General features: G+C 60.6%; 19 protein-coding genes. 5 read left to right on the plus strand and 14 right to left on the minus strand.

The annotated features are described in order from the left end of the window. Positions 1–4: 4 nt before the first annotated feature. Both M2394_RS09160 and M2394_RS09165 read right to left on the minus strand, forming a co-directional pair. The gene (locus M2394_RS09160) at positions 5–1,711 is read right to left on the minus strand and encodes a putative 2-aminoethylphosphonate ABC transporter permease subunit (RefSeq protein ID WP_259172278.1); all 1,707 of its coding nucleotides are present in this window, start codon (positions 1,709–1,711) and stop codon (positions 5–7) included. 1 nt (position 1,712) lies between these two features. Next, complete coding sequence (locus tag M2394_RS09165) at positions 1,713–2,777, minus strand: putative 2-aminoethylphosphonate ABC transporter ATP-binding protein (RefSeq protein WP_259172280.1); 1,065 nt, start codon at positions 2,775–2,777, stop codon at positions 1,713–1,715. A gap of 382 nt (positions 2,778–3,159) precedes the next feature. Between M2394_RS09165 and M2394_RS09170 the strand changes: the two genes are divergently transcribed. Both M2394_RS09170 and M2394_RS09175 read left to right on the plus strand, forming a co-directional pair. Then, positions 3,160–3,441, plus strand: coding sequence for a hypothetical protein (locus tag M2394_RS09170; RefSeq protein ID WP_259172281.1), 282 nt, complete (start codon positions 3,160–3,162; stop codon positions 3,439–3,441). Beyond that, positions 3,438–4,514 (plus strand): beta family protein, encoded by a 1,077-nt coding sequence (locus tag M2394_RS09175; protein WP_259172283.1) that lies wholly within the window; start codon positions 3,438–3,440, stop codon positions 4,512–4,514. Before M2394_RS09170 ends, M2394_RS09175 begins: the two co-directional genes overlap by 4 nt. A 2-nt stretch (positions 4,515–4,516) precedes the next feature. On the opposite strand, the gene M2394_RS09180 is transcribed toward M2394_RS09175, so the two are convergent. The 3 genes from M2394_RS09180 to M2394_RS09190 form a co-directional block, all read right to left on the minus strand. Then, positions 4,517–5,293, minus strand: a complete 777-nt coding sequence (locus M2394_RS09180; protein ID WP_259172284.1) for a sce7726 family protein — start codon at positions 5,291–5,293, stop codon at positions 4,517–4,519. A gap of 172 nt (positions 5,294–5,465) precedes the next feature. After that, the gene (locus M2394_RS09185) at positions 5,466–6,329 is read right to left on the minus strand and encodes a LysR family transcriptional regulator (RefSeq protein ID WP_259172285.1); all 864 of its coding nucleotides are present in this window, start codon (positions 6,327–6,329) and stop codon (positions 5,466–5,468) included. Between the two features lie 16 nt (positions 6,330–6,345). Then, positions 6,346–8,610: a heavy metal translocating P-type ATPase gene (locus tag M2394_RS09190; RefSeq protein WP_259172287.1), complete on the minus strand. Its 2,265-nt coding sequence runs from the start codon at positions 8,608–8,610 to the stop codon at positions 6,346–6,348. An 85-nt stretch (positions 8,611–8,695) separates the two neighbouring features. Here M2394_RS09190 and cadR point away from each other — a divergent pair, with 85 nt between their 5' ends. After that, complete coding sequence (gene cadR, locus M2394_RS09195) at positions 8,696–9,136, plus strand: Cd(II)/Pb(II)-responsive transcriptional regulator (RefSeq protein ID WP_178920004.1); 441 nt, start codon at positions 8,696–8,698, stop codon at positions 9,134–9,136. A 144-nt stretch (positions 9,137–9,280) separates the two neighbouring features. On the opposite strand, the gene M2394_RS09200 is transcribed toward cadR, so the two are convergent. From M2394_RS09200 to M2394_RS09240, 9 genes are all read right to left on the minus strand, one after another. Then, on the minus strand, positions 9,281–10,801 hold the full coding sequence (locus tag M2394_RS09200) for an aldehyde dehydrogenase (NADP(+)) (protein ID WP_259172289.1): 1,521 nt from the start codon (positions 10,799–10,801) through the stop codon (positions 9,281–9,283). Positions 10,802–10,826: 25 nt separating this feature from the next. Further along, positions 10,827–11,825, minus strand: coding sequence for an ABC transporter permease (locus tag M2394_RS09205; RefSeq protein WP_178920002.1), 999 nt, complete (start codon positions 11,823–11,825; stop codon positions 10,827–10,829). 26 nt (positions 11,826–11,851) lie between these two features. Further along, the gene (locus M2394_RS09210; RefSeq protein ID WP_256732829.1) at positions 11,852–13,360 is read right to left on the minus strand and encodes a sugar ABC transporter ATP-binding protein; all 1,509 of its coding nucleotides are present in this window, start codon (positions 13,358–13,360) and stop codon (positions 11,852–11,854) included. A gap of 71 nt (positions 13,361–13,431) precedes the next feature. Next, on the minus strand, positions 13,432–14,520 hold the full coding sequence (locus tag M2394_RS09215; protein ID WP_016972997.1) for a sugar ABC transporter substrate-binding protein: 1,089 nt from the start codon (positions 14,518–14,520) through the stop codon (positions 13,432–13,434). A gap of 88 nt (positions 14,521–14,608) precedes the next feature. Continuing rightward, the gene (rpiA, locus tag M2394_RS09220; RefSeq protein WP_259172293.1) at positions 14,609–15,319 is read right to left on the minus strand and encodes a ribose 5-phosphate isomerase A; all 711 of its coding nucleotides are present in this window, start codon (positions 15,317–15,319) and stop codon (positions 14,609–14,611) included. A 22-nt stretch (positions 15,320–15,341) separates the two neighbouring features. After that, positions 15,342–16,181 carry a MurR/RpiR family transcriptional regulator gene (locus tag M2394_RS09225; protein WP_178919999.1) on the minus strand — a complete coding sequence of 280 codons (840 nt, stop codon included), beginning with the start codon at positions 16,179–16,181 and terminating at the stop codon, positions 15,342–15,344. Beyond that, positions 16,178–16,852, minus strand: a complete 675-nt coding sequence (locus M2394_RS09230) for an HAD family hydrolase (protein ID WP_178919998.1) — start codon at positions 16,850–16,852, stop codon at positions 16,178–16,180. Before M2394_RS09230 ends, M2394_RS09225 begins: the two co-directional genes overlap by 4 nt. A gap of 10 nt (positions 16,853–16,862) precedes the next feature. Beyond that, positions 16,863–18,362: a xylulokinase gene (gene xylB, locus M2394_RS09235; RefSeq protein WP_259172295.1), complete on the minus strand. Its 1,500-nt coding sequence runs from the start codon at positions 18,360–18,362 to the stop codon at positions 16,863–16,865. Between the two features lie 3 nt (positions 18,363–18,365). Beyond that, positions 18,366–19,850, minus strand: coding sequence for an aldehyde dehydrogenase (locus tag M2394_RS09240; RefSeq protein ID WP_259172296.1), 1,485 nt, complete (start codon positions 19,848–19,850; stop codon positions 18,366–18,368). 288 nt (positions 19,851–20,138) lie between these two features. Between M2394_RS09240 and M2394_RS09245 the strand changes: the two genes are divergently transcribed. Next, entirely contained in the window at positions 20,139–21,281 is a 1,143-nt protein-coding gene (locus M2394_RS09245) for a fumarylacetoacetate hydrolase family protein (protein WP_178919995.1), read from the plus strand. Next, entirely contained in the window at positions 21,278–22,234 is a 957-nt protein-coding gene (locus tag M2394_RS09250) for a C-terminal binding protein (RefSeq protein ID WP_259172297.1), read from the plus strand. Before M2394_RS09245 ends, M2394_RS09250 begins: the two co-directional genes overlap by 4 nt. Positions 22,235–22,674 lie beyond the last annotated feature (440 nt).

Below are 22,674 nucleotides of genomic sequence, written 5' to 3' on the forward strand. Positions count from 1 at the left end.
GGGATTATTGGCCGGGCGCGGTCTGGCGCCAGGCTTGGGAGCGACGCAGTGCGCCACGTGAAGCCCACGCCAGCAGCAGCGAGACGCCGGCTGAAGTGAACAGGATCAGGGTCGACATGGCCGCCGCACCGCCCACGTTGCCGGCATCGTCCATGTTCAACACGGCGACGGCGGCGAGGATGGTGTCGGGGCTGTAGAGGAAGATCGCAGCCGACACAGTGGTCATGGCCGATACAAACAGGTAGCGCACGATGTCCAGCAACGCCGGCAGGCAGATCGGCACGGTCACGCGCAGGTAGTGGCGGTACAGCGGCGCCTTGAGGGACAGCGCGGCGGCTTCGAACTCGGCGTCCAGTTGGCGCAGGGCCGTAGTGGCAGTCATCTGTGCAGTGGTCAGATAATGCGCAATGGTGCACACCACCAACAGCGTCATGGTCCCGTAGAACACATGCAGCGGGTTGCCATTGAGGTTGAAAAAGAACACGTAGCCCAGGCCCAGCACCAGGCCCGGCACAGCCATCGGCACGAAGCTGAGCATGCGCAGCGCCAGGTTGAGGCCTTTCTGGCCCTTGGTCTTTTCCATCAGGTAAGCACCGGTGAAGATCAGCACGCTGCCGATCAACGCCGTGCACAGCGCCAGGGTCAAGCTGTTGCGATAGGCCAGCCAACCGCCGCCCGCGGTGTCTTCGAACTGGTAGTGGTTGAGGGACAGCGACAGGTTGTACGGCCAGAACTTCACCAGCGAGGAATACACCGCCATGCCGAACACCAGCAGCAACACCGCGCAAATCAACAACACGATGGCCAGGTAGCAGCCGTCGCGCAGCCGCGAGGGCGCCGGCTGGAACACCTGGGCACGGCCGCTCATCGAGTCGCCATGACGGCGGCGCAGCCAGGCGTCCACCCCAAAGCTGAACAGCGCCGGCAACAGCAACACCATGCCGATCAGCGCACCACGCCCGAACTGTTGCTGGCCGACCACCGCCTTGTAGGCTTCCAGCGCCAGCACTTGATAATCTCCGCCGACGACAACGGGCACGCCAAAATCGGTGATGGTCAGGGTGAACACCAGGCAGAACGCAGCGAACACCGCCTGGCGCGTCGCCGGCCACGTGATGCTGCGAAACGCCCGCGCCGGACTGGCGCCCATGCTGGAGGCAGCGTCGAACAGGCGCGCATCCGCCAGGGACAGCGCCGACAGCAGGATCATCAAGGCGTGTGGGAAGGTGTAGATCACTTCGCCGAGAACAATGCCCCAGAAGCCGTAGATATTGTCCGAGAGCAAGCCACGCAGCATGCCCTGGTTACCGAACAGGTAGACCAGCGCAATGCCTGGCAACATCGACGGCGCCATCAGTGGCAGCAGCGACATGCCACGCCAGATCGCCTTGCCGGGAATCAGCGTGCGTTGCAGGGCGTAGGCAAACAGGTAGGCCAGCGGTACGACAATCGCCGCCACGCTGAGGGAGACTTTCAGGCTATTGCCCAGCAGCCAGTGGAAGTTGTCGCTGGTCACCAGTTCCCGCGCCGCCACCAAGCCACCGCCCTGCCCGGCTTCACTGCTGAAACCGCGCCAGAAGATCGCCAGCAAGGGCAGCAACACGGCGATGCCCAGCAGCACCAGCCACAGCAGTTTGCCGCCGACCACGAAAATACGGTCGCCGGTTTCGGCACGGGTCACCTGTCGTGGCTGCGTCATGACAGTGGCCATCTCAGGCAAACACCTGCAGGCTGCGTGGCGGCAAGGCCACCCAGATATCCTGCGCACCCAGGCGCGGCATGGCTTCCGGCGCCAACTCGGCCAGCAATGGGTGGCCGGGCAACTGCTCCAGCTCAAAGCTCATGCGGCAACGATTGCCGAGGAAGGTGATCTCGCGGACCTTGGCCGGGAACAGGTTCTCTTCATGCACCGGCGGGTTGACGCTGATCGCTTCCGGGCGGCAGAACAGGCGGCCGGACTTGGCCACGCCGGCGTCGTCGGCCAAGCGCATGTTCATCCCACCCACCTGGGCGTGGCTGGCACTGTTGCGGCTGAACGGCAGCCAGTTGCCCTGGCCCACAAACTCCGCCACGAACGGCGTGGCCGGGCGGTCGTAGATTTCCTGGGGCGTGGCGTACTGCTCGACCTTGCCGTTGTTCATCACGGCAATGCGGTCGGCCATCAGCATGGCCTCGTCCTGGTTGTGGGTGACCATCAACGTGGTGATGCCCAGGCGGCGCTGCAGTTGGCGCAATTCGGTGCACAAATGCTCGCGGACGCGGGCGTCGAGGGCCGACATCGGTTCATCCAGCAACAACAACGAAGGGGCCGGCGCCAACGCACGGGCCAGGGCCACGCGTTGCTGCTGGCCGCCAGAGAGTTGGCCGGGGTATTTCTTTTCACTGCCGACCAGGCCGACCAGCTCCAGCATCTGCCCGACGCGCTTGCGCACTTCATCGCGGCCGCTGCCAGTGAGGCCGTAGCCGATATTCGCTTCGACGGTGAGGTTGGGAAACAGCGCGTAAGACTGGAACAGAATGCCGTAGTCCCGCGCCTGGGGCGGCAGCAGGGACACGTCGCGGTTGCCCAGGCGCAGCTCACCGCCGTCCTGGCGCTCCAGGCCGGCAATGCAGCGCAGCAAGGTGGTCTTGCCACAGCCGGACGGGCCCAGTAGGCACACCAGTTCGCCCGCAGCGACGTCCAGAGAAACGTTGTCCAGGGCGGTGAAGGCGCCGAAACGCTTCTGGATACCGCGCACCGTCATCGGCGCGCCGGGGTTAGTCAGGGCTGTGTTCATGGTGGCACCTCATCAAACGGATGAAGGCCATGCTAGGAGGGCAATGCGTCCCTGATGTGGCAGGAAGGCAAAATGGGGCGATAGTGGTATTGGTAGATTTGGGTAGGCGATATTTCTTCAGAGAGACCTGAGTAACGCAACACCTGTAAGATCACGAAACAGAAGCAGCATCACAGGACACGACCTACCCCTGTTTACTTACACCTAAACCGGCTACGATCCCGCATCAATCGCTTTTGAAGTGGACTCAAAAATGATAAAAAATGTTGACAGGGTAGTCTCATTGATCAGTTTACTTATCGGTTTATCCAGCATTGCCATCAGTATATATCTGACATCTCCAGAGAGTAACGCCAATATTGTTTCACTCTCAGGATGGATCGTGTCTGCAGTTATTACCCTAGCTCTAAGCATTACAGCATTTAGAGCTTTAGAAAAATTTGAGACCGATTTAATTTTTGCTAAAGACGAGTCAATAAAATTCAAAAATGAATCTATAAAATATCAGAACGACCTAATATCCCAACAAAACGATCTTGTTTCGTATAGGAACATTTCCAATTCTCTTTCCTCAATGATAAATCCAGAGCCTCTAAAAGACACGATCAGAAATAAACTTGCAGCCCACTTAGAGAGCCAAGCAGAACGGAGGGATGAGCGATGAACATTAACTTTAAAGATTTTAAGTATTACCCGATAATTCGTACGCGACAAGCTGAGCTCAGCGGTTATTCACATCTTGACGAAAAATCAAAAGACAGCCTTACACCGGTGATAATTCTGGGAAAATGGCGTAACTCTGACGGATGTGAAAAAGCAATTGCGAAAATCACCGAATGTGTAGGTCAACGAAACTATATTCTTGATCTCACGAGAGAGCTTCAACATCAAAACCAAGCTGTAAGAGACCTAATGAACCCTGAGGAAAACTTTAAAAACTGGGTTGATTTTGTTGAAAAAAACGAGAATATAATTCCTACTGTACAATTCACACCAGGAGCAAAGGGGCGTGAAATTGTCAGGCAGGCACTTAGCTTAGAGCGTCTACAGCGCCCTCCCGTATTTCGTATTAAAGACTTTAAAACGGACTTGGAACACACTCTAAACTCTTTATACGCCCTTGAGCACCCCGAAAAATCCTTGATTATTATAGATGCTGGATTCATTAGAGACATCTCAACTAAAAACATTAAACCAGGCGTACTGGAAAGCATACTAAAAACAATCAATACAATAGTTGAAGAGGTACCAGAGGTCCCACGAGTGCTAGCTGGCACTAGTTTCCCAAGATCGGTAACACCTTTCTTAAATGAAAAAAGCGAAACATCAGGAAAAGTAGATATCTTAGAAAATCTATTATTCGAAGAAATTGGTTCAGACATAGTAATTTATGGAGATCACGCGTCCATACATTCAGTAGTTTACGATGACCTTGGAGGAGTATTTCTGCCTCGTTTAGATATACCTAGCGACGGCTTTTGGTTTTTCGAGCGGCGCCCCCGGACTAAAGGTGAAGGGTTCATAGATGCAGCAGCGGTGTTATTAAAAGAACATCCCGAGATTGCTGAAAGCGAAAGCTGGGGGGCACAGATGTTAAAGAATACGGTTAGCCGAGTTGGTGATACCATAAATGCGCCGGTGACAGCCATTTCCGTACGAGTAAATCTACATATAAACTACCAACTGGAGCGCCTCAAAGTTGGCATTCCAGAAAACGAAGATGATTGGATACTTTAATATTAGGATGGAACCAAAACAAACCGGGGGATATTTTCAGGAATATCCCCTTTCGGAAAAAACTTAGACAAGTTTATTTCTCGCCGTTCAATATTCACACCCAGTGTTCTTGGGCATTTGAATAGCTTCTCCATCTCTTTTCGTCGAACCTTTGAACGACTAAGATTATCCATTTCGTGAGGAAACACTACACCATCAGAGCATGTAGCGAAAAATAACGAGCTCGTTTTTTCATACCTCACCTTTATTGCCCTGAGTACAAAACCTCTAATTATTGAAATTGGTATATCTGAAGCTAATTCAGTCAAACTTTCGCGAGAAAGCCTTGAAAGATTCGTATACCCCATGTGAGCCCTTATCAGCTCTATCAACTCGGACTTCAAAAGAAAATCGCACAAGAAACTAATATTTCGTACCCGCTCAATTCTTCCTGGGCGAATCACTCGAAGCTGGACCTTTCCATTACTATTCAACGACGCCTTCCAAACACCTATTTTCTCGTTACTTTGCAATGCATGTTCGACAAACTTTCCAGAGACAACCAAAATTAGCTTGTCGAACCTCGAAGAATAATCTGAAACCTGTCCATCTAATCTACGAAGCGTATCCAAGTCACTTTTAATCTCGAAAGCATGGAGATTTTCATTAACCACCGCCAAGTCAGCGCGTCGAGTACCATGAGAAAAAACCATCTCATTTATAAGTACCGCATCACCACTACTGACCTTGTTCTGAATTTTCGCGATGACTGCAGCTTTAATCATCTGCTCATTCAACATATATAAACCATAATAAAGTCAAAAAAATATAAAATTAGTATTCACGTACCAAAATAACACAGCCCGGCACCTTGGTAACGACAGAAAATCTATACACCTTGAGAACGTAATTGACTCCTAAACCTCAGCAGACCTCCATAAATCTGAGCATATAGCTGAGAGGTTTACATCTTCAACAGCCAGCGATTTCCTGCGCCAACCCCAGAAACGCCGCCGGCAACCGTGCGCCTTTGCGCTCCTTGAGGCAGTACAGATACTCCGGAATCTGCGGCGCATGCTCGATGGTCAGCACCCGCAACTGCGGGTCATGGGGCACTTCCTGGCGTGCAATGATGCTGATGCCGATATTGCGCAGCACCGCCTCGCGGATCGACTCGCGGCTGCCGATCTCCAGCAGCGGCCCATAACTCACACCGGCGCCCTGCAACATTTCTTCGGTCAGTCGTCGCGTGGTGGAGCCGGCTTCGCGCATCAACAAGGTGTGCCCGGCCAACGCACTGAGCGGCACATGGTCGAGCTTGGCCAGCGGGTGGTTGCGATGCACCGCCAGCACCAGCGGGTCGGTGCCGAGCACGCGGCGGATCAGACGCGGGTCTTCGAGCAATTGTGACGAGGCGGCGACGTCGACGCGGTAATCGTCCAGTGCTTCGAGGACCTGCTGTGAGTTGCCGATCTCCACCGATACCTCCACGTGGGGCAGGCGTTCGCGGAAGGCTTTGACCAGGTCGAGGATGTAATACGGCGCCGTCGCGGCAATCCTCAATGCGCCCTGCACCTGGCCGGTGTTGCGCAGGAAAAACTCGATATCCGCTTCCTGCTGCAACAACGTCTTGACCATCGGCAGCAGCCGCGCGCCGTCGTCACTGACGGTGAGGCGGCGCCCGCCACGGTAGAACAGCTCAACGCCGTATTGGCTTTCCAGGTTGCGGATCTGGGTGGTGACCGTGGGCTGGCTCAAGCCGAGTTTTTTCGCCGCCTGGGTGATGCTGCCCAGGCGGGCGACCATGAAAAAAGCCTTCAGCTCGGCACTCAGCACACCACCCTCTCATCGTTTATTTGCGCAACAGGCGCAGGCCATTGAACACCACCAGCAGGCTCACGCCCATGTCGGCGAACACCGCCATCCACATAGTGGCCATGCCCAGGAAGGTGACCGCCAGGAAGATCGCCTTGATCACCAGCGCCAGGGCGATGTTCTGCTTGAGGATACTCGACGTTTGCCGCGAGAGCCGAATGAAAGCCGGAATCTTGCGCAAATCATCGTCCATCAACGCCACGTCGGCGGTCTCGATGGCGGTGTCGGTGCCCGCTGCGGCCATGGCAAAGCCGATCTCGGCACGGGCCAGGGCCGGCGCGTCGTTGATGCCGTCGCCGACCATGCCCACGCGGTGGCCTTGGCCGTAGAGGGTTTCAATGGCTTGCAGTTTGTCGGTGGGCAACAGATCGCCCTGGGCCTGATCGATGCCGACCTGGGCGCCAATCGCCTGAGCAGTGTGGGTGTTGTCGCCAGTGAGCATCAGGGTCTTGATCCCCAACGCATGCAACTGCTGGATGGCTTCGCGGCTGCTGTCTTTGACGGTGTCGGCCACGGCGAACAGCGCCAGCGGGCCGGACTTGTCGAGCAGCAACACCACGGACTTGCCTTGTTTTTCCAGGGCGAAGAGTTTTTCTTCCAGGGCCGGCGAGCACAGGCCTAGGTCTTCCACCAGGCGATGGTTGCCCAGGTGGTAGGTCTGGCCATTGATATCGCCGCGCACACCCCGCCCGGCCAGGGCCTCGAAGTTATCCACAACGTGCGTCGGCAGGTTTTTATCCACAGCCGCGTTGGCGATGGCCAGGGACACCGGGTGGTCGGACCGCCCGGCCAAACTGGCGGCCAGGGCCGGCGCGCTGCCCTCGACGTTGGGGAACAGAGGCAAGTAGTCGGTTTGCACCGGCTTGCCGTGGGTGATGGTGCCGGTCTTGTCGAGGGCCAGATAATCAAGCTTGTAACCGCCCTCCAGGTACACGCCGCCCTTGATCAGAATGCCTTTGCGCGCCGCTGCCGCCAGGCCGCTGACGATGGTCACCGGGGTGGAAATCACCAGTGCACAAGGGCACGCGACCACCAGCAGCACGAGGGCGCGGTAGATCCAGTCAAACCAGGCGCCGGCCATGAACAGCGGCGGGATCACTGCCACGCCCAGGGCAAACAGGAACACGGCCGGGGTGTAGACCTTCGAGAAGCTGTCGACAAAGCGCTGGGTCGGCGCCCTTGCGCCTTGGGCCTGCTCCACGGCGTGGATGATGCGCGCCAGGGTGGAGTTGTTGGCCGCAGCCGTCACCTTGTATTCCAGGGAGCCGGCCTGGTTGATGGTGCCGGCGAAGACTTTATCGCCCACGGTCTTTTCAATCGGCAGGCTTTCGCCGGTGATCGGCGCCTGGTCGATGGTGGACTGGCCGGCGGTGACTTCACCGTCCAGGCCAATGCGTTCGCCGGGCTTTACCCTCACGATCGCGCCAATCTCAATACTTTTGACGTCCTGTTCAGCCCACGAACCGTCCGCCTGCCGAACTGTGGCCTGCTCGGGTGTCATCTGCATCAAGCCGCTGATGGCGTTGCGTGCACGGTCCAGGGACTTGGCTTCGATCAGCTCGGCCACGGTAAACAGGAACATCACCATGGCCGCTTCCGGCCACTGGCCAATCAGCACGGCGCCGGTGACGGCGATGCTCATCAGGGCATTGATGTTCAGGTTGAGGTTTTTCAGGGCGATCCAGCCCTTTTTGTAGGTGGTGAGACCGCCGCTGAGGATCGACACCAGCGCCACCACTGCAATCACCCATGTCGGCGCGGCGTTGGTGAAGTGCAGCACTTCGGCGCCCAATGCGCCGACGCCAGACACCGCCAGCGGCCACCCGTGTTTCTTGGCAGGCGGCTCGGCGGCCGGGGTGCCTTCCTCGATAGGGTCAGCCTGCATGCCGAGGGATTTGATCGCGTCGATGATCGGCGCTGTAGTCGGCAGGTCATGGGTGACGCCGAGGATGCGGTTGATCAGGTTGAATTCCAGTTGCTGCACGCCGGCCAGCTTGCCCAGTTTGTTCTGGATCAGCGTCTGCTCGGTGGGGCAGTCCATGGCTTCGATGCGGAAGGTGCTCAGGCGCGAGCCAGCGGTGGAGGCTTCGCTCAGCTGCACCACCGCAGGGGCTGGCGTGCCGGAACAGCAGGAGCCACCGTGGCCGTGGTTGTGCACAGGCGTGAGTTTCTTCGGGGCATGATCGTGATCATGGTCATGACCGTGGTCGTGCTTGTGTGGGGTGTGGAGGGAATCGCTCATTCTGTCGCGTCCGTAAAGGTGCCTGTTGCCAAGTAAAGACCCTGTAGCCACTATAGGGTCAAGCACCCATTTGGAGATTGCTGCGATGAAGATCGGCGAACTGGCCAAACTGACCGACTGTCAGGTGGAAACCATCCGGTATTACGAGAAAGAAGGCCTGCTGCCACCGCCAGCCCGCACAGACGCCAACTACCGCGTGTACACCCAGGCGCACACCGAGCGGCTGATCTTTATCCGCAACTGCCGCAGCCTCGACATGACCCTGGAAGAAATCCGCAGCCTGCTGGGCCTGCGCGACAGCCCCCAGGACCAGTGCGAAAGCGTGAATGCGTTGATTGACGAGCACATCCACCACGTGAAAGCGCGGATTGATGGGCTGCTGGCGTTGCAGGAACAATTGCTCGACCTGCGCCAACGCTGTGGCGGCGGGCCGGAATGCGGGATTTTGCAGCGTCTGGAAGTCAGCGGGAGTGTCGCGGCCAGCGAGGCCGAGCACTCACATGTGGGCCGCAGTCATGGGCACTAACCCAGATGGATGGCGCCCCACAGGGGACTTGTGCAGCGACGAAGATCCACTGTAGGAGCTGGCTTGCCTGCGATGGCGACGGCACAGCCAATAGAGAGGTCGCCTGACCCACCGCTATTGCCGGCAAGCCAGCTCCCACAGTGATTAGTGTTGCTGCAAGTCTTCGGGCAATAGAGCCTCGGGGATGTTCTGGTAACTCACCGGCCGCAGGAACCGGCGGATCGCCATCGTGCCCACCGACGTCGCGCCAAAGTTGGTCGACGCCGGATACGGCCCGCCATGCACCATGGCCTCGCTCACTTCCACACCGGTCGGGAAGCCATTGGCAAGAATGCGCCCGGCCTTGCGCTCCAGAATCGGCAGCAAGCGGCTGACCTCGGCGCTGTCCTCTGCATCCAGATGAACCGTGCAAGTCAGCTGGCCTTCCAGGGAACGCGCAACCTCCAGCATCTCCTCGCCATCCTTGACCGTTACCACCAGCCCCAACGGGCCGAACACTTCATGACCCAATGACGCATTGGCCAGCCATTCGCGGCCCGTGGTGGCGAACAGATACGGCATCGCCTGGCGCGGCTCGCAGGTGTTGGACAGCACTTCACGCACACCCACGGCATTGGCCACACGTTCACGGCCATCGCGATACGCGGCGGCAATGCCTTCGGTCAGCATCACCTGGGCGCCGACCGGCGCCAACGCGGTGACCGCCGCGTCGATAAACGCATTGGCCGCCTCACCTTCAGCCAACACCGCCACGCCAGGGTTGGTGCAGAACTGCCCCGCGCCCATGGTCAATGAACCGGCCCAACCCTTGGCAATCTCCAACCCGCGCGCTGCCACCGCATGGGGCATCAGGAACATCGGGTTCACCGAACCCAACTCGCCAAAAAACGGAATCGGCTCGAATCGCTTGGCACACAGATCAAACAACGCCCTGCCCGCCCCCAGCGAACCGGTGAAACCCACCGCCTTGATCAGCGGATGCTGCACCAGCCGTTGCCCCACCGCCCGCGAACCGCCGTGCACCAGGCTGAAGACGCCCGGGTGAACGTCGCACTGCTTGATCGCCGCATGAATCGCCTCGGCCACGATCTCGCTGGTGCCAGGGTGCGCCTCGTGCCCCTTCACCACCACCGGGCAACCGGCAGCCAGCGCCGACGCCACGTCACCGCCTGCGGTGGAGAACGCCAGCGGGAAGTTCGACGCCCCAAACACCGCCACCGGCCCGATCGGGCGCTGGATCAAGCGAATGTCCGGGCGCGGCAGCGGCTGGCGATCGGGCAACGGCAAATCGCGGCGACGGTCCAGGTAATCCCCCGCCAGAATATGCGACGCAAACAATCGCAACTGCCCCACGGTGCGCCCACGCTCACCTTGCAAGCGCCCTTCCGGCAGGCCGGTTTCCAGCGCGCCCACGGTGGTGATGATCGCCGCCCGCGCCTCGATTTCATCGGCGATGGCATTCAACAATTCGGCCCGCGCCTCCCGGCTCGAATAACCGAAGCTCCAGAACGCCGCTTCCGCAGCCTCGCAGGCGCGGTTCACCAGTTCGATGCTGCCTGCCGAAAACCACTGGGCCGGGCCCTGGGTCGGTGCGTTGGAAAAGGTGCTGTCGCCGGCGACCCAAACGCCTGCGATCAGGTGCTTGCCGTGGGGTGTAAAAGACATGGGCGTTTCCCGAAGTTGAAATGGATTAACCGAAATAGCGCACGCGGATAGCGTCAATGGCCACGGCGATAAAGATCATCACGCCACCGATCATGCCGACATAAAACGACGGCACATTCACAATCGCCAGGCCGACCTGGATCACCGTCAGCAACAATACGCCGCCCAGTACGCCTTTGACGTTACCGCGCCCGCCGAACACGCTGACGCCACCGATGATCGGCGCGGCAATCGCATACAAGAGGTAGCTGGAACCCTGGCTGGAGGTGATCGCCATCTGCCAGGACGCCAGCAGAAAGCCCGCCGCCGCCGCGAGAAAACCGGAGATGGTGTAGGTGATGATCTTGACCCGGTCCACGCGGATACCCGCCGAGTTCGACGCAATCGGGTTGCCGCCCACTGCGTAGATCGAGCGACCCAGCACCGTGCGGCGCAGCACCACGCCCATTACCACCAGCGCGACCAGGAACACCACCGGCATCAGCGGCCAGCCACCGAGGGTGACTTGGCCGATCCAGATGTAGCCGTCAGCCATGTTGGTCAGCGTGGTGCCCTGGGTCAGCGCCAGCAGCGCGCCTTGCAGAATGATCATCATCGCCAGGGTTTCGATCAGCGAGACCATTTTCAGCCGGGTGATGCACAGCCCGTTGAAGAAGCCGATCGCAGTGCCCACCAGCAAGCCGATGATCACGGCCAGGTACCACGGCAACCCCCAGCTGGAATAGGCCAGTGCGCCCACCGCCGAAGAGAACCCGGCATTGGCCGGGATCGACAAATCGATCTCCGCCACCAGCAACGGCAGCGCCACCGCGAGCCCCAACATACCGAGCACCGTGGCTTGCACCATCACGTTCTGCAGGTTGAACAGGGTGAAGAAGAATTCGTTGAACAGGCCGAAGCCCGCCACCAGCGCGATCAGCCAGATCCACACCACGTTGTGCAGCACCCAGCCCAGCACGGCCGGGCCGTTGATTTTGGTTGCGGCAGGCGCTACCCCGTTGCCGGGTTTCACTAAAGTACTCATACCCGTGTCTCCACTCTTTTTCTTATTCAACTGCTGGATCCTTGTACGGATGCGCGGATGCGCTCGACGCTGATGTCCTCTCCCGTCAATGTTTCCTTGATCGTGCCCTGATCGAAGATGCACACCCGGTCCACCGCGCGCACCAGTTCATCGGTGTCGCTGGACACGATGATTACCGCCACGCCGGCATCACTGAGTTCGTCGATGATGCGCAACACGTCCTGCTTCACGCCCATGTCGATACCCCGCGTAGGCTCGTCCACCATCAACAGGCGTGGCTGGGTCGCCAGCACCCGGCCCAGGCAGACCTTTTGCTGGTTGCCGCCGCTGAGGGTGTTCACCGAGTAATCCGGATTGGGCGATTTCACGCCCATTGCCGCGAAGTAGTGATTGATCACCGAGGCTTCGGCGTCGGCGTCGATAAACCCCAATCGGCTGCGCGTGGCGAGGGACGACATGGCGATGTTGCTGCCAATCGACATCTGCCCCACGGCGCCGTCCTTGCGGCGGTCGTCGGAGAGGTAGGCAATGCCCGCCTCGAACGCCGCATTGGGGGAACGTGGCAGTGGGCGCACGTCTTCGCCGTTCATCGCCAGGGTGCCGATGGCCGGGTGCAGGCCGAAAATCGCCCGGGCCATTTCCTTCGCGCCGGCACCGGGCAACCCGGTAAACCCGACCACCTCACCTGGCGCGATGTCCAGGCTGTCGAGCGCCAACCACTTGCCACGCACACCGCGCAGGGAAATCGCCGGCGCCTTGCCGTTGTGGTCACGGCGCTTGCGCTGGAACAGCTGCACGCCGTGGCCGATCACCAGTTCGGTGAGCTGCTCGGAGGTCAGCCCGGTGATGTCCGAACGCGTACCCGCCAGGGCGCCGTCGCGCAGCACGGTGACCGCGTCGCAGATTTCGAGGATCTCGTCGTTGTAGTGGGAGATGAAGATGAAGGTCACGCCCTCGCCTTTGAGGCGCAGCATGAAGTCGAACAACTGGCGCCGGTCGACCACGGTCAGTGACGCGGTTGGCTCATCGAGGATGATGACCTTGCCTCCGGAAAACATCGCCCGCAGGATGTTCAGCTTGCGCCGCGCCACGGCGTCGAGCTGACCCGCGAGCGCCTTGGGGTCGATGCCGGAGCCGTCGAGCATGCGCGCCGCGTCCGCGTTCAACTGCTTCCAATCGACCAGGCCATTGCGCGTCGGCCAGATACCGAGCATCAGGTTTTCCGCGGCGGTGAGGTTGCCGATGATCATCGGCTCCTGGGTCACCAGGAACACCCCGGCCTGCTCCATCACCTTGACGTCCACCTGCTTGAGCGGCTGCCCGTTCATGAGGATCTGCCCGGAGGTGGGGATGACCTGCCCGGAAATAATCCCCACCAGCGTGGATTTGCCCGCACCGTTTTCCCCCAGCAGCCCATGGATCGAGCCGCGACGGATTTGCGTGGTCACCCCGCGCAAGGCGCGGACCGGGCCATAGCTTTTGGCGACATTCTCGATGCTCAGGATCGTGTCGTCGGGCGTTGGGTGTAAGGTCATTTTGTTGTTCTCACCATCACCTTGTCGGATAAACATCGCGCCAGCCGTTGCTCACGCCGCGCGACGGCCCATCACTTGGAGGCCACGCCCCACACCTTCTCCGCGACGTAGCCCCAGTGGCGTTTATCGTCGGCGTTTTCAGGGGTGATCATGAACGCCGGGATCACCAGCGCCGGGCCCGTCTTGCCCTGCACGATCTCGCCGGTTTCCCAGAAGTAATCCTTGTTCTGGTAGGTACCCAGCGGCACGGCCTGGCCGTTGAGGGCGTACTTGGTGATCATTTCCACGGCGATCTGGCCGTAGGCAACCGGGTCCTGGGACACGCAGCCGTCCATGTAGCCGTCCTTGATCCAGTCCAGCGCCACGGGTTCGCCGTCGATATTGATGAAGATGACGTGGCCTTTTTCGCCGACTTTTTTCCAGCGATCCTTCTGCTTCAGCGCGGCGGCGATCCCCCGTGACGGCGAGTCCGACGGCGCGTGCACGGCGTCCAGGTCAGGGAATTCCGAGAGGGTCGAGAGCGTGACCGACTGCATCTTGTCCAACTGGCCTTCGGTGGGCCGTGCGAGGTATTTGATCTCGGGGTATTTGGCGAATACCGAGTCCATGCCCTCTTTGCGCAGGCGCCACGCCACCGAGGCCAGGGCGCCGAAGCAGTTGAGCACGGTGCCTTTGGGGCTGCCGTATTTGGCCACCAGGCGTTTGACGATTTCTTCAGCGGCCATCACGCCGCCCTTGAAGTTGTCGAAGCTCACGGTGATCGCCACGTCGCCGCCGTCGGCCGGGGTGTCGATAATGCCCACCGGGATCTTGCGTTGGTTGTAGCGCTTGATCGCCGAAACGATGGCCTGGCTGTCGATGGGGTCGGAGATGATCGCCGACGGCTGGGACAGCATCAGGCTTTGCCATTGGCCCAGCTGGGTGGTGGTGTCGAAGCTGGCATTGGTCGCCTGGAACTTGCCGGACTGGGCCAGCACCGCACGCTTGACCGACTCTTCCTGGATCACGAAGAAGTAGTAATCCAGGCTCTTGTTCGAATAGGCCACCGACAGCGGGGTCTGCGCCATGGCCGTGCGCCCCAGCAGCGAACCCAGCCCCAGTACCACACCGCCTGCCAGGACACTGCGGCGGCTCACGCTCGAAAAATCGACTTTTTTCATGGAAGTGACTCCGACTTATTATTGTTGGTTGAGTACGTCTTTCCTTTCTTCACGCGTCGTGCGGTATAGCTCCAGACAAACCGGGAAATCAGCGCATCTGTACGTAGGACGTGCCGTCAAAACAGCCCACTACCATGCCCACCGCTTCGCGGGTGAACAGGCCGTTTTCCACCACGCCCGGGATTCGGTTCAGCTCGATTTCCAGGGGCGCCGGGTCGGTGAGCACCGGGCCGCAATGGCAATCGAGAATGAAGTTGCCGCTGTCGGTCACCACAGTCTCGCCGTTGCGTTCGCGGCGGATGATCTGCACCTCGCGGATGCCATGTTCGGCCAGCACGCGCTGGACCAGGCGCTCGGTCTGCTTCCAGCCGAACTGCACCACTTCCACCGGCAGCGGGAAGGCGCCCAGGCGGTCGACGATCTTGGTTTCGTCGGTCACGCAGATCATGCGTTTGGAGGCGTGGGCGATGATCTTTTCCCACAGCAGGCAAGCGCCGCCGCCCTTGATCATGTTGAACTGGCGGTCGATCTCGTCGGGGCCATCGACGGTCAGGTCCAGCTCGCCGATCTCGTTGGGGTCGGTGATTTCGATGCCGACTTCCCGCGCCACGTCATTGGTGGAGCGCGAGGTGGTGGTGCAGGTCAGTTTCAAGCCGTTGGCCACGTGCTTGCCCAGCTCGCGAACGAAGAAATGCGAGGTGGTCCCGGAGCCCAGGCCCAGCTTCATGCCATCGCGCACAAATTCCTCGATCACCCGGCGGGCGGCGACCTTCTTGGCTTCGTTCTGTTGATTACTCATTACCTGCTCCACGGATCGGGGTTTAAATTTTGTCGGTACGCCAGGAATCGAGAGCGGTCAGTTGATCGGGGAACTGACTGCCGCTAGCGATGGCAATCGCCGCCACCAGCATGTTGGTGACCAAATGGTGGTTGAGCCGTGATGCCAAGGGCGTCATCAGCTCGGTGTGTTCGTAGGGCTTCACGGCGATCAGCACGTCCGAGACTTTCGCCAGCGGGCTGTCATCGGCGGCAATCGACACCACCTTGGCCCCGGCTTTGCGCGCGGCAATGGCCATGTCGACCATCTGCCGGGTGTGCCCCGACTGCGAAAAGATCAGCGCGACTTCACCGCTGCGTGCGCCTTCGGCGTGCATTTCCTGGCGCTTGCCGCCGAGCAAGGCCTGGCAGCGCATGCCCAGGCGCTGGAACTTGTGCTCGGCGTCCAGCGCGTTGACCACCGAAATGCCGGTGGCGTAGATGCCTACCCAGCTCGCGGCCTGCAACAGCTGCGCGGCCTCGGCGACTTTTTCCGGTTTCAGGTCTTCTTCCAAACGCTGGATCGCGTTCAACGAATTGCGGCAGGTCTTGCGCACAATGTTGTCGATGCTGTCATCCGGGATGATCTGCTCGTAGGCAAACGGCGCCGACGGCACCAGGCTCTGCACCAGGTGCAGCTTCAATTCCTGATAGCTCTCGAAACCGAAACGCCGGCAGAAACGCATCACGGTCGGGTCGCTGACCGAACAGGTTTCCGACAACTTGGCCATGCTCATCTGCAGCACTTTGGACGGTGATGTGGAGACGAAATTGGCCACCCGGCGCTCGGCGCGGTGCATGTTCTTGCTTTCATCAATAATGCGTTGCAGCAAACTGTCGCTCATATCCGCTCCTTGGCGATTGGTGGGCTGCGTTGTAACAGATCAGCCAAACGGTTCAAGCGCTGCGCCGGGGAAATCTCCACCAGTGGGCCACCGCCCCACGGCACCACAAAAAACATGACACCAGCGGCCTGCGCGGTTTGCTGGTCAACCCGGGTATCGCCCACATAGGCCCAAGTGTGGTCGGCCAGCGCCATGGCATCGGCCACGGCAAGCAAGTGGCCGGGGTCCGGTTTGCAGGCCGGCACGGCGTCGGCGCCAATCGCGGCATCGAACAGATCCGCCAGGCCCAGTTGCTGCAGCACCTTGCCGGTGACGGCGTGGTTCTTGTTGGTGCAGATGCCCAGGCGGATACCGGCTTCGCGCAGCGCCACCAGGTCTTCGCGCACATGGGGGTAGAACCGCGTGCGCCCGGCCGGGTCGTCCATATAGGCCTGCAAGTAGCCTTCAAACGCGCGCTGCACCTGGGCCTCGGTGTAGGGAATATCCAGGTCTTCGAGGATGTCGACGATCAAGCGCCGAGGCCCGTTGCCCAGGAATGTCTCCACGTGGTCCGGGGCCAGTTCCGGCCAGCCGTTGAGCGTGAAGCCAACATTCAGGGCCTTCGCGATATCGCAGGCGCTGTCGATCAGCGTCCCGTCGAGATCAAAAATCAGCGCGTTATAGACGGCCATGAAAAGACTCCTAATCGAAAAGAGGGGCGCCGAGCTCAACAAAGGTGTCCCTGAGCGTCGGGTACAAATGGCGATAGATGCGATGGGCCTGAGCGTGAACCTCGGCCGTGGCGCCGTCTGGCGCCTGGCGGGTCATTGCACGGCAGCTGGCGGCGGCACTCGCTGCGTCGGGCCATACGTTGACCGCCAGCCCGGCCACCAGCGCCGCGCCGAATGCTGCCCCCTCGGCCGCGCCTTCGGTGGTCACCACGTCGCAGCCGAAAATATCTGCCTGCAACTGGCGCCACAGCACCGAGCGCGCACCACCACCAGACGCCTTGATCACCTGCCCGGCAATGCCCAGCGGGCGCATCAACGCGTACATATCGGCGAGGGCATAGACCGAGCCTTCCATCACGGCGCGGGCCATATCACCGCGTTGATGGCGACCGGTGAGGCCGATAAAGGCAGCCCGCAGAACCGGGTCCGGATAAGGGCAGCGTTCGCCATTGAGGTAGGGCAAAAACAGCAGGCCATGGGCGCCGGGCGGGCTGTCGGCAGCTTCGGCAGCGATCTGCTCGAAGGGCACGCCGGCGCAGAAGGTGTCGCGAAACCAGTTCATCGAGCCACCGGCGTTCAGCGACACGCCCATGCAATGCCACTTGTCGGCGGCGACGTTGCAGAAGATCTGCAGGCGGCCGTCCGGGTTGTCCTGGGGGGTGTCCAGCGCCGCCGCGAGGATGCCGGCGGTGCCGATGGTGGTTTGCAATTCGCCCGGCGCAATCACGCCGGAGCCGAGGGTTTGGATCACCGAATCACCACCGCCACCCGCCACGGGCGTGCCCACGGGCAGGCCAAACAGCTGGGCACCCTGGGCGCTGACCCGGCCGGAAATCACTTGGGATTCAAACACCGGTGGCAACAACGCGGGGTCAATCCCCAACGTCTCGACCAGCCCCGTCGCCCACTGCCGCGAGCGCACATTGAACAGGCCGGTCCCCGACGCATCGGACACTTCGCTGGCGACTTCACCGGTCAGGCGCAGGCGCAAATAGTCCTTAGGGTTGAGCACCGTGGCCAGGCGTGCGAACAGCTCGGGTTCATGGCGCTGCATCCACACGATCTTGCCGCCGGTGTAACCCACCAGCATGCGGTTGTCGGTGGCCGCCAGCAGGCCTTCAAGGCCACCGGCTGCCTGGGTGATCCACTCGCATTCGGCGGCGTTGCGCTGGTCGTTCCACAGGATCGCCGGGCGCAGGACGTTGTGTGTGGCGTCCAACGGCACCAGCCCGTGCATCTGGCCGGACAAACCCACCGCCAGCAATTCCACGCCGGGCGACTTGGCCAGTACCCCGGCAATCGCACGGCGGGCGCCATCGATCCACAGTTCAGGGTCTTGCTCGGTCCAGCCGGGCCGCGGTTGGGACAGCGGATACGTCGCCGTGTCGGCGGCAATCACCGCGCCATGGGCGTCCAGCAGCAACGCCTTGCACCCGGAGGTGCCGATGTCGATACCAATAAGGGCCTGCATGGCTCAATTCCCGACGCCGTGGTGCAGGCGCACATGCTTGAAGTTGAAGTACTCCAGCAACCCTTCGCGCCCGTGCTCGTAACCCACGCCACTCTGTTTGCGGCCACCGTAAGGTGCATTCATGATCCCGGCATCGACGTTATTGATCGCCACGTTGCCGTAGTCGAGTTGAGCCGACAGGGTGTGGATGTCCACCAGGTCCCGGGCGTACACATACGCGGCCAAGCCGTAAGGCGTGTCGTTGGCCAGGTGCACGGCTTCGGCCAGGTCATCGAAGGGCGCGACACCCACCAGTGGGCCGAAGGTTTCTTCGCTCATCACCAGCATCTGGTGGGTGCAGTCGGCGACCACGGTGGGGCGGAAGAAATGCCCGTGGGCGAACTCCTCGCCTTCGGGCGCCTTACCGCCAGCGACCAGACGTGCGCCTTTGGCCAGTGCGTCTTCAAGGTGGGCGCGGGTTTTGTTCAGGGGCTCAGCGGAGGCCATGGCGCCCAAATCGGCGCCGGGGTTTTCCAGGCCGTTGCGCACCGTCAGCGCCTCGGCGGCGGCGCCCAGTTGGGTGACGAATGTTTCGTAGATCGAACGGTGCACATAGATGCGGTTGATCGCGATGCAGATCTGCCCGCAGTTACGGAAGCTGCGGCGCGTGGCGCCTTTGACGGCCGCGGCGACATCCGCGCTGGCGGTGACCACCATCGGGCAGTTGCCACCCAGTTCCAGGGACAGGCGCTTGACCTGCGGGCAACTGCGCTGGATATGCAGGCCCACGGCACTGGAACCGGTAAACGCGACTTTGCTGACGTCCGGGTGTTCGACCAGCGCCTGGCCGACCACCGAACCCTTGCCGGTCAACACATTGACCACGCCTGCGGGGATCCCGGCTTCGATGCATTTTTGCGCAATGGCCAGCGCGGTGAACGGCGTCAGCTCGGCAGGCTTGATCACGATGGTGCAACCAGCGGCCAGGCTCGCACAGAGCTTCCAGCCGACCAGCTCGGCCGGGTAGTTCCACGGCGTAATCGCAGCGACGACGCCAATCGGCTCGCGCACCACCAGGCTCTGGAAACCCGGTTGGTCGTTGGGCACGATCTCGCCGTGCACGCGGGTGGCTTCTTCTGCATAGAAGTGGCAGGCCTCGGCGAGCTTGAGCACTTCGCCACGGGCTTCATTGACGGGCTTGCCCTGCTCGGCGGTCATCACCTGTGCCAGGGTCTGCGCATCGGCGGCGATCAAGTCGCCCAAACGATGCAAGGCGCTGGCGCGGGTTTTCGGCAGTTCGCGGGACCACAGTAGAAAGGCACGGCGTGCAGCGGCCACGGTCTCGTTGATTTCTTGCGGCGTGGCAGCGGCGATATGCCCCAGCACCTCACCGGTCGCCGGGTTCTCCACCGGCAACTGAGCGCCGGCGCCTTTGCGCAGCTGACCCTCGATAAACAAAGCGCCTTGCAGCGCGGCAATCGTGTCGCCGTGAATCTTATTGTTATGCATCGAACTGCTCCGTCACCGGTCTTGGCGGTTGAACCACTCGCTTAATTCGAAAATATAGTATTGCTAGCTTTTTGCAATAGCCTGGCGAAAATTCACTCAACTTCGTTTTGCACCAAAACTGCTCACGAACGGCTGAAACACTTAATATTCGCCTTATTTTTCAGCAAATTAGTCTTAAAACGCGTTTTTTATCGCGAAAAATGCAGTTTCTTTCATACGAGAGCGCTTGACCGTGCTTAAAATCGAAACGTAGCATTACTAGATATCAAACAATAAAGGATCACCCTCATGCTGCCCATCTCACTCAAGCACGCCAAATTGGTCGGTCGGGTCTGGCTTCCCGGCAAGGGCCCCAGCGTGGTGATCCTGCGCGAAAACGTGCTGATCGACGTCACGCCGTCCGTGGTCTCCATGGCCGATTTTCTCGACAACAACCCTGCCGAACGCTTCGACACCCTGGCCGGTGAGCCGGTGGGCGACCTCGCGGACCTGATCCTTGAACCTTCCGAGATGGGCTATCACTCGGACCGCCCTTGCCTGCTGGCACCGTGCGATTTCCAGGCGCTCAAGGCCTGCGGCGTGACCTTTGCCAGAAGTATGGTCGAACGCGTGATTGATGAGCGCACGGCGGGCGATCCCGGCCGGGCCAATGAACTGCGCGCGCTGATCGGTTCGTTGATCGGCGACAGCCTGTCCAATGTGCAGGCCGGTTCCGCCAAGGCGGCCGAGATCAAGGCTGCGCTGATAGCCGAAGGCCTGTGGTCGCAATACCTGGAAGTGGGCATCGGCCCGGACGCCGAGGTGTTCACCAAATCCCAGCCCATGGCGGCAGTCGGTTACGGCGCGCAGGTGGGCATCAACCGTATTTCCGAGTGGAACAACCCCGAGCCCGAAGTGGTGCTGGCGGTGGACAGCCAGGGCAATATCCGTGGCGCCACCCTGGGCAATGACGTGAACCTGCGCGACGTGGAAGGCCGCTCGGCGCTGCTGCTGGGCAAGGCCAAGGACAACAACGCCTCGTGCTCCATCGGGCCGTTTATTCGCCTGTTCGACGAGCACTTCACCCTGACCGACATTGAAAACGCGACCCTCACCCTGTCGGTCAGCGGCCTCGACGGTTTTGAAATGTCCGGCGGTTCGAACATGGCCGAGATCAGCCGCAAGCCGGCGAACCTGGTCGAGCAGACCCGCAACAATTCGCACCAGTACCCGGACGGCTTCATGCTGTTCCTCGGCACCATGTTTGCGCCGACCCAGGACCGCGAGAAAAAGGGCTCGGGCTTTACCCATAAGGCCGGCGACCTGGTGGAAATTTCCACGCCGCTGCTGGGCACCTTGCGCAATACCGTCGTGTACTCCGACGAAGCCGCGCCCTGGACCTTCGGCACCCGCGCACTCATGCGCAACCTGGCAAAACGGGGGCTGCTATGAGCCAGAAGTTGGTCGTGACTGACCAGGCGTTTGGCAACACACGCCATGAACAGGCCGCCGCCGCACTGGTCGGCGCGCAGTTTTCCGAGCACCAATGCCGCAGCGAAGACGAAACCCTGGAAGCGGTGCGCGGCGCCCATGCGGTGATCAACAACTTCGCGCCGATGACCCATCGCGTGATGGCGGCCATGGCGCCGGGCGCGGTGGTGGTGCGCTACGGCGTCGGCGTAGATAACGTCGACCTCGCGGCGGCCAAGGAACTGGGGATTCGCGTGTGCAACGTGCCGGACTACGGCGTCGAAGAGGTGGCCGACCATGCTGCCGCGATGACCCTGGCCCTGGCGCGCAAGCTCGATCATTACGGCACCGGTATTCGCAACGGCGAGTGGAAGATCGCGCAGATGGTCGACGGTGTGCGCTCCCTGCGTGACACCACGGTTGGCCTTATTGGCTTGGGCCGCATTGCCCGCGCTTTTGCGTCACGCATGACGGCGTTTGGCTGCACGATTGTGGGTTATGACCCGTACGTGACCAACCAGCAGGCGCGGGAGTCGGGGATCGAGCCGATGTCGCGGGCCGAGGTGATTGCTTGCGCCAACGTGCTGTCGCTGCATGTGCCGCTGACGCCCGAGACGCGCCATGTGATCGATGCCGATGCCATCGCGCGGATGCCCAGGGGGGCTATTCTGATCAACTGCTCCCGGGGTGGTTTGATCGATGAAACAGCCCTGGCCCAGGCGCTGGTCAGCGGGCAGTTGTCGGGGGCGGGGTTGGATGTGTTCGAGAAGGAGCCGTTGCCGGCGGATTCGCCGTTGCGCAGTGCGCCGCATTTATTGGTGTCGCCGCATGCGGCGTTTTTTTCTGATGCGTCGGTGGATGCGTTGCAGCGGTTGGCCAGTGAGGAAGCCTTGCGCGGCTTGCGCGGAGAAGCGTTGCGCTGTGCGTTGACTTGAGCTGAATCAGGGCAGGCAGCTGGCTCGGATTGGATTGGATTGGATTGGATTGGATTAGCTTGGCTCACCGCATTCTAAATGTGGGAGCTGGCTTGCCTGCGATGGCGGTTTGTCTGGGTACATATCCGTTATTGGGATTACGGCGTCTATTGGTTCCGCTCTTACAGCGGGTCACTTTTGAACAGCCGGAATGCCGGCCCAGCCAAAAGTAACCAAAAGGCTCTTGCCCCACCACTCGGCACCTCGCTTAGGCTCGGTGTGCCCGTAATCCGACATTGATTTGGGGGGCCGCCGCCACGCGCCATCCATGGCGCGGGGCGGCTAAACCGGCATCCCTGCCGGTTTACCCCCCAAATCAATATCGAATTCCGGCCAGCGTGGTTAACGGGGCGCCTAGGATCAAGATCAAAATCAACAGCAGAGCAAAAGCGGGTGTTTGG

Source organism: Pseudomonas sp. BIGb0164 (genome assembly GCF_024810135.1).
In the GTDB taxonomy this organism is placed as follows: Bacteria; Pseudomonadota; Gammaproteobacteria; order Pseudomonadales; family Pseudomonadaceae; genus Aquipseudomonas.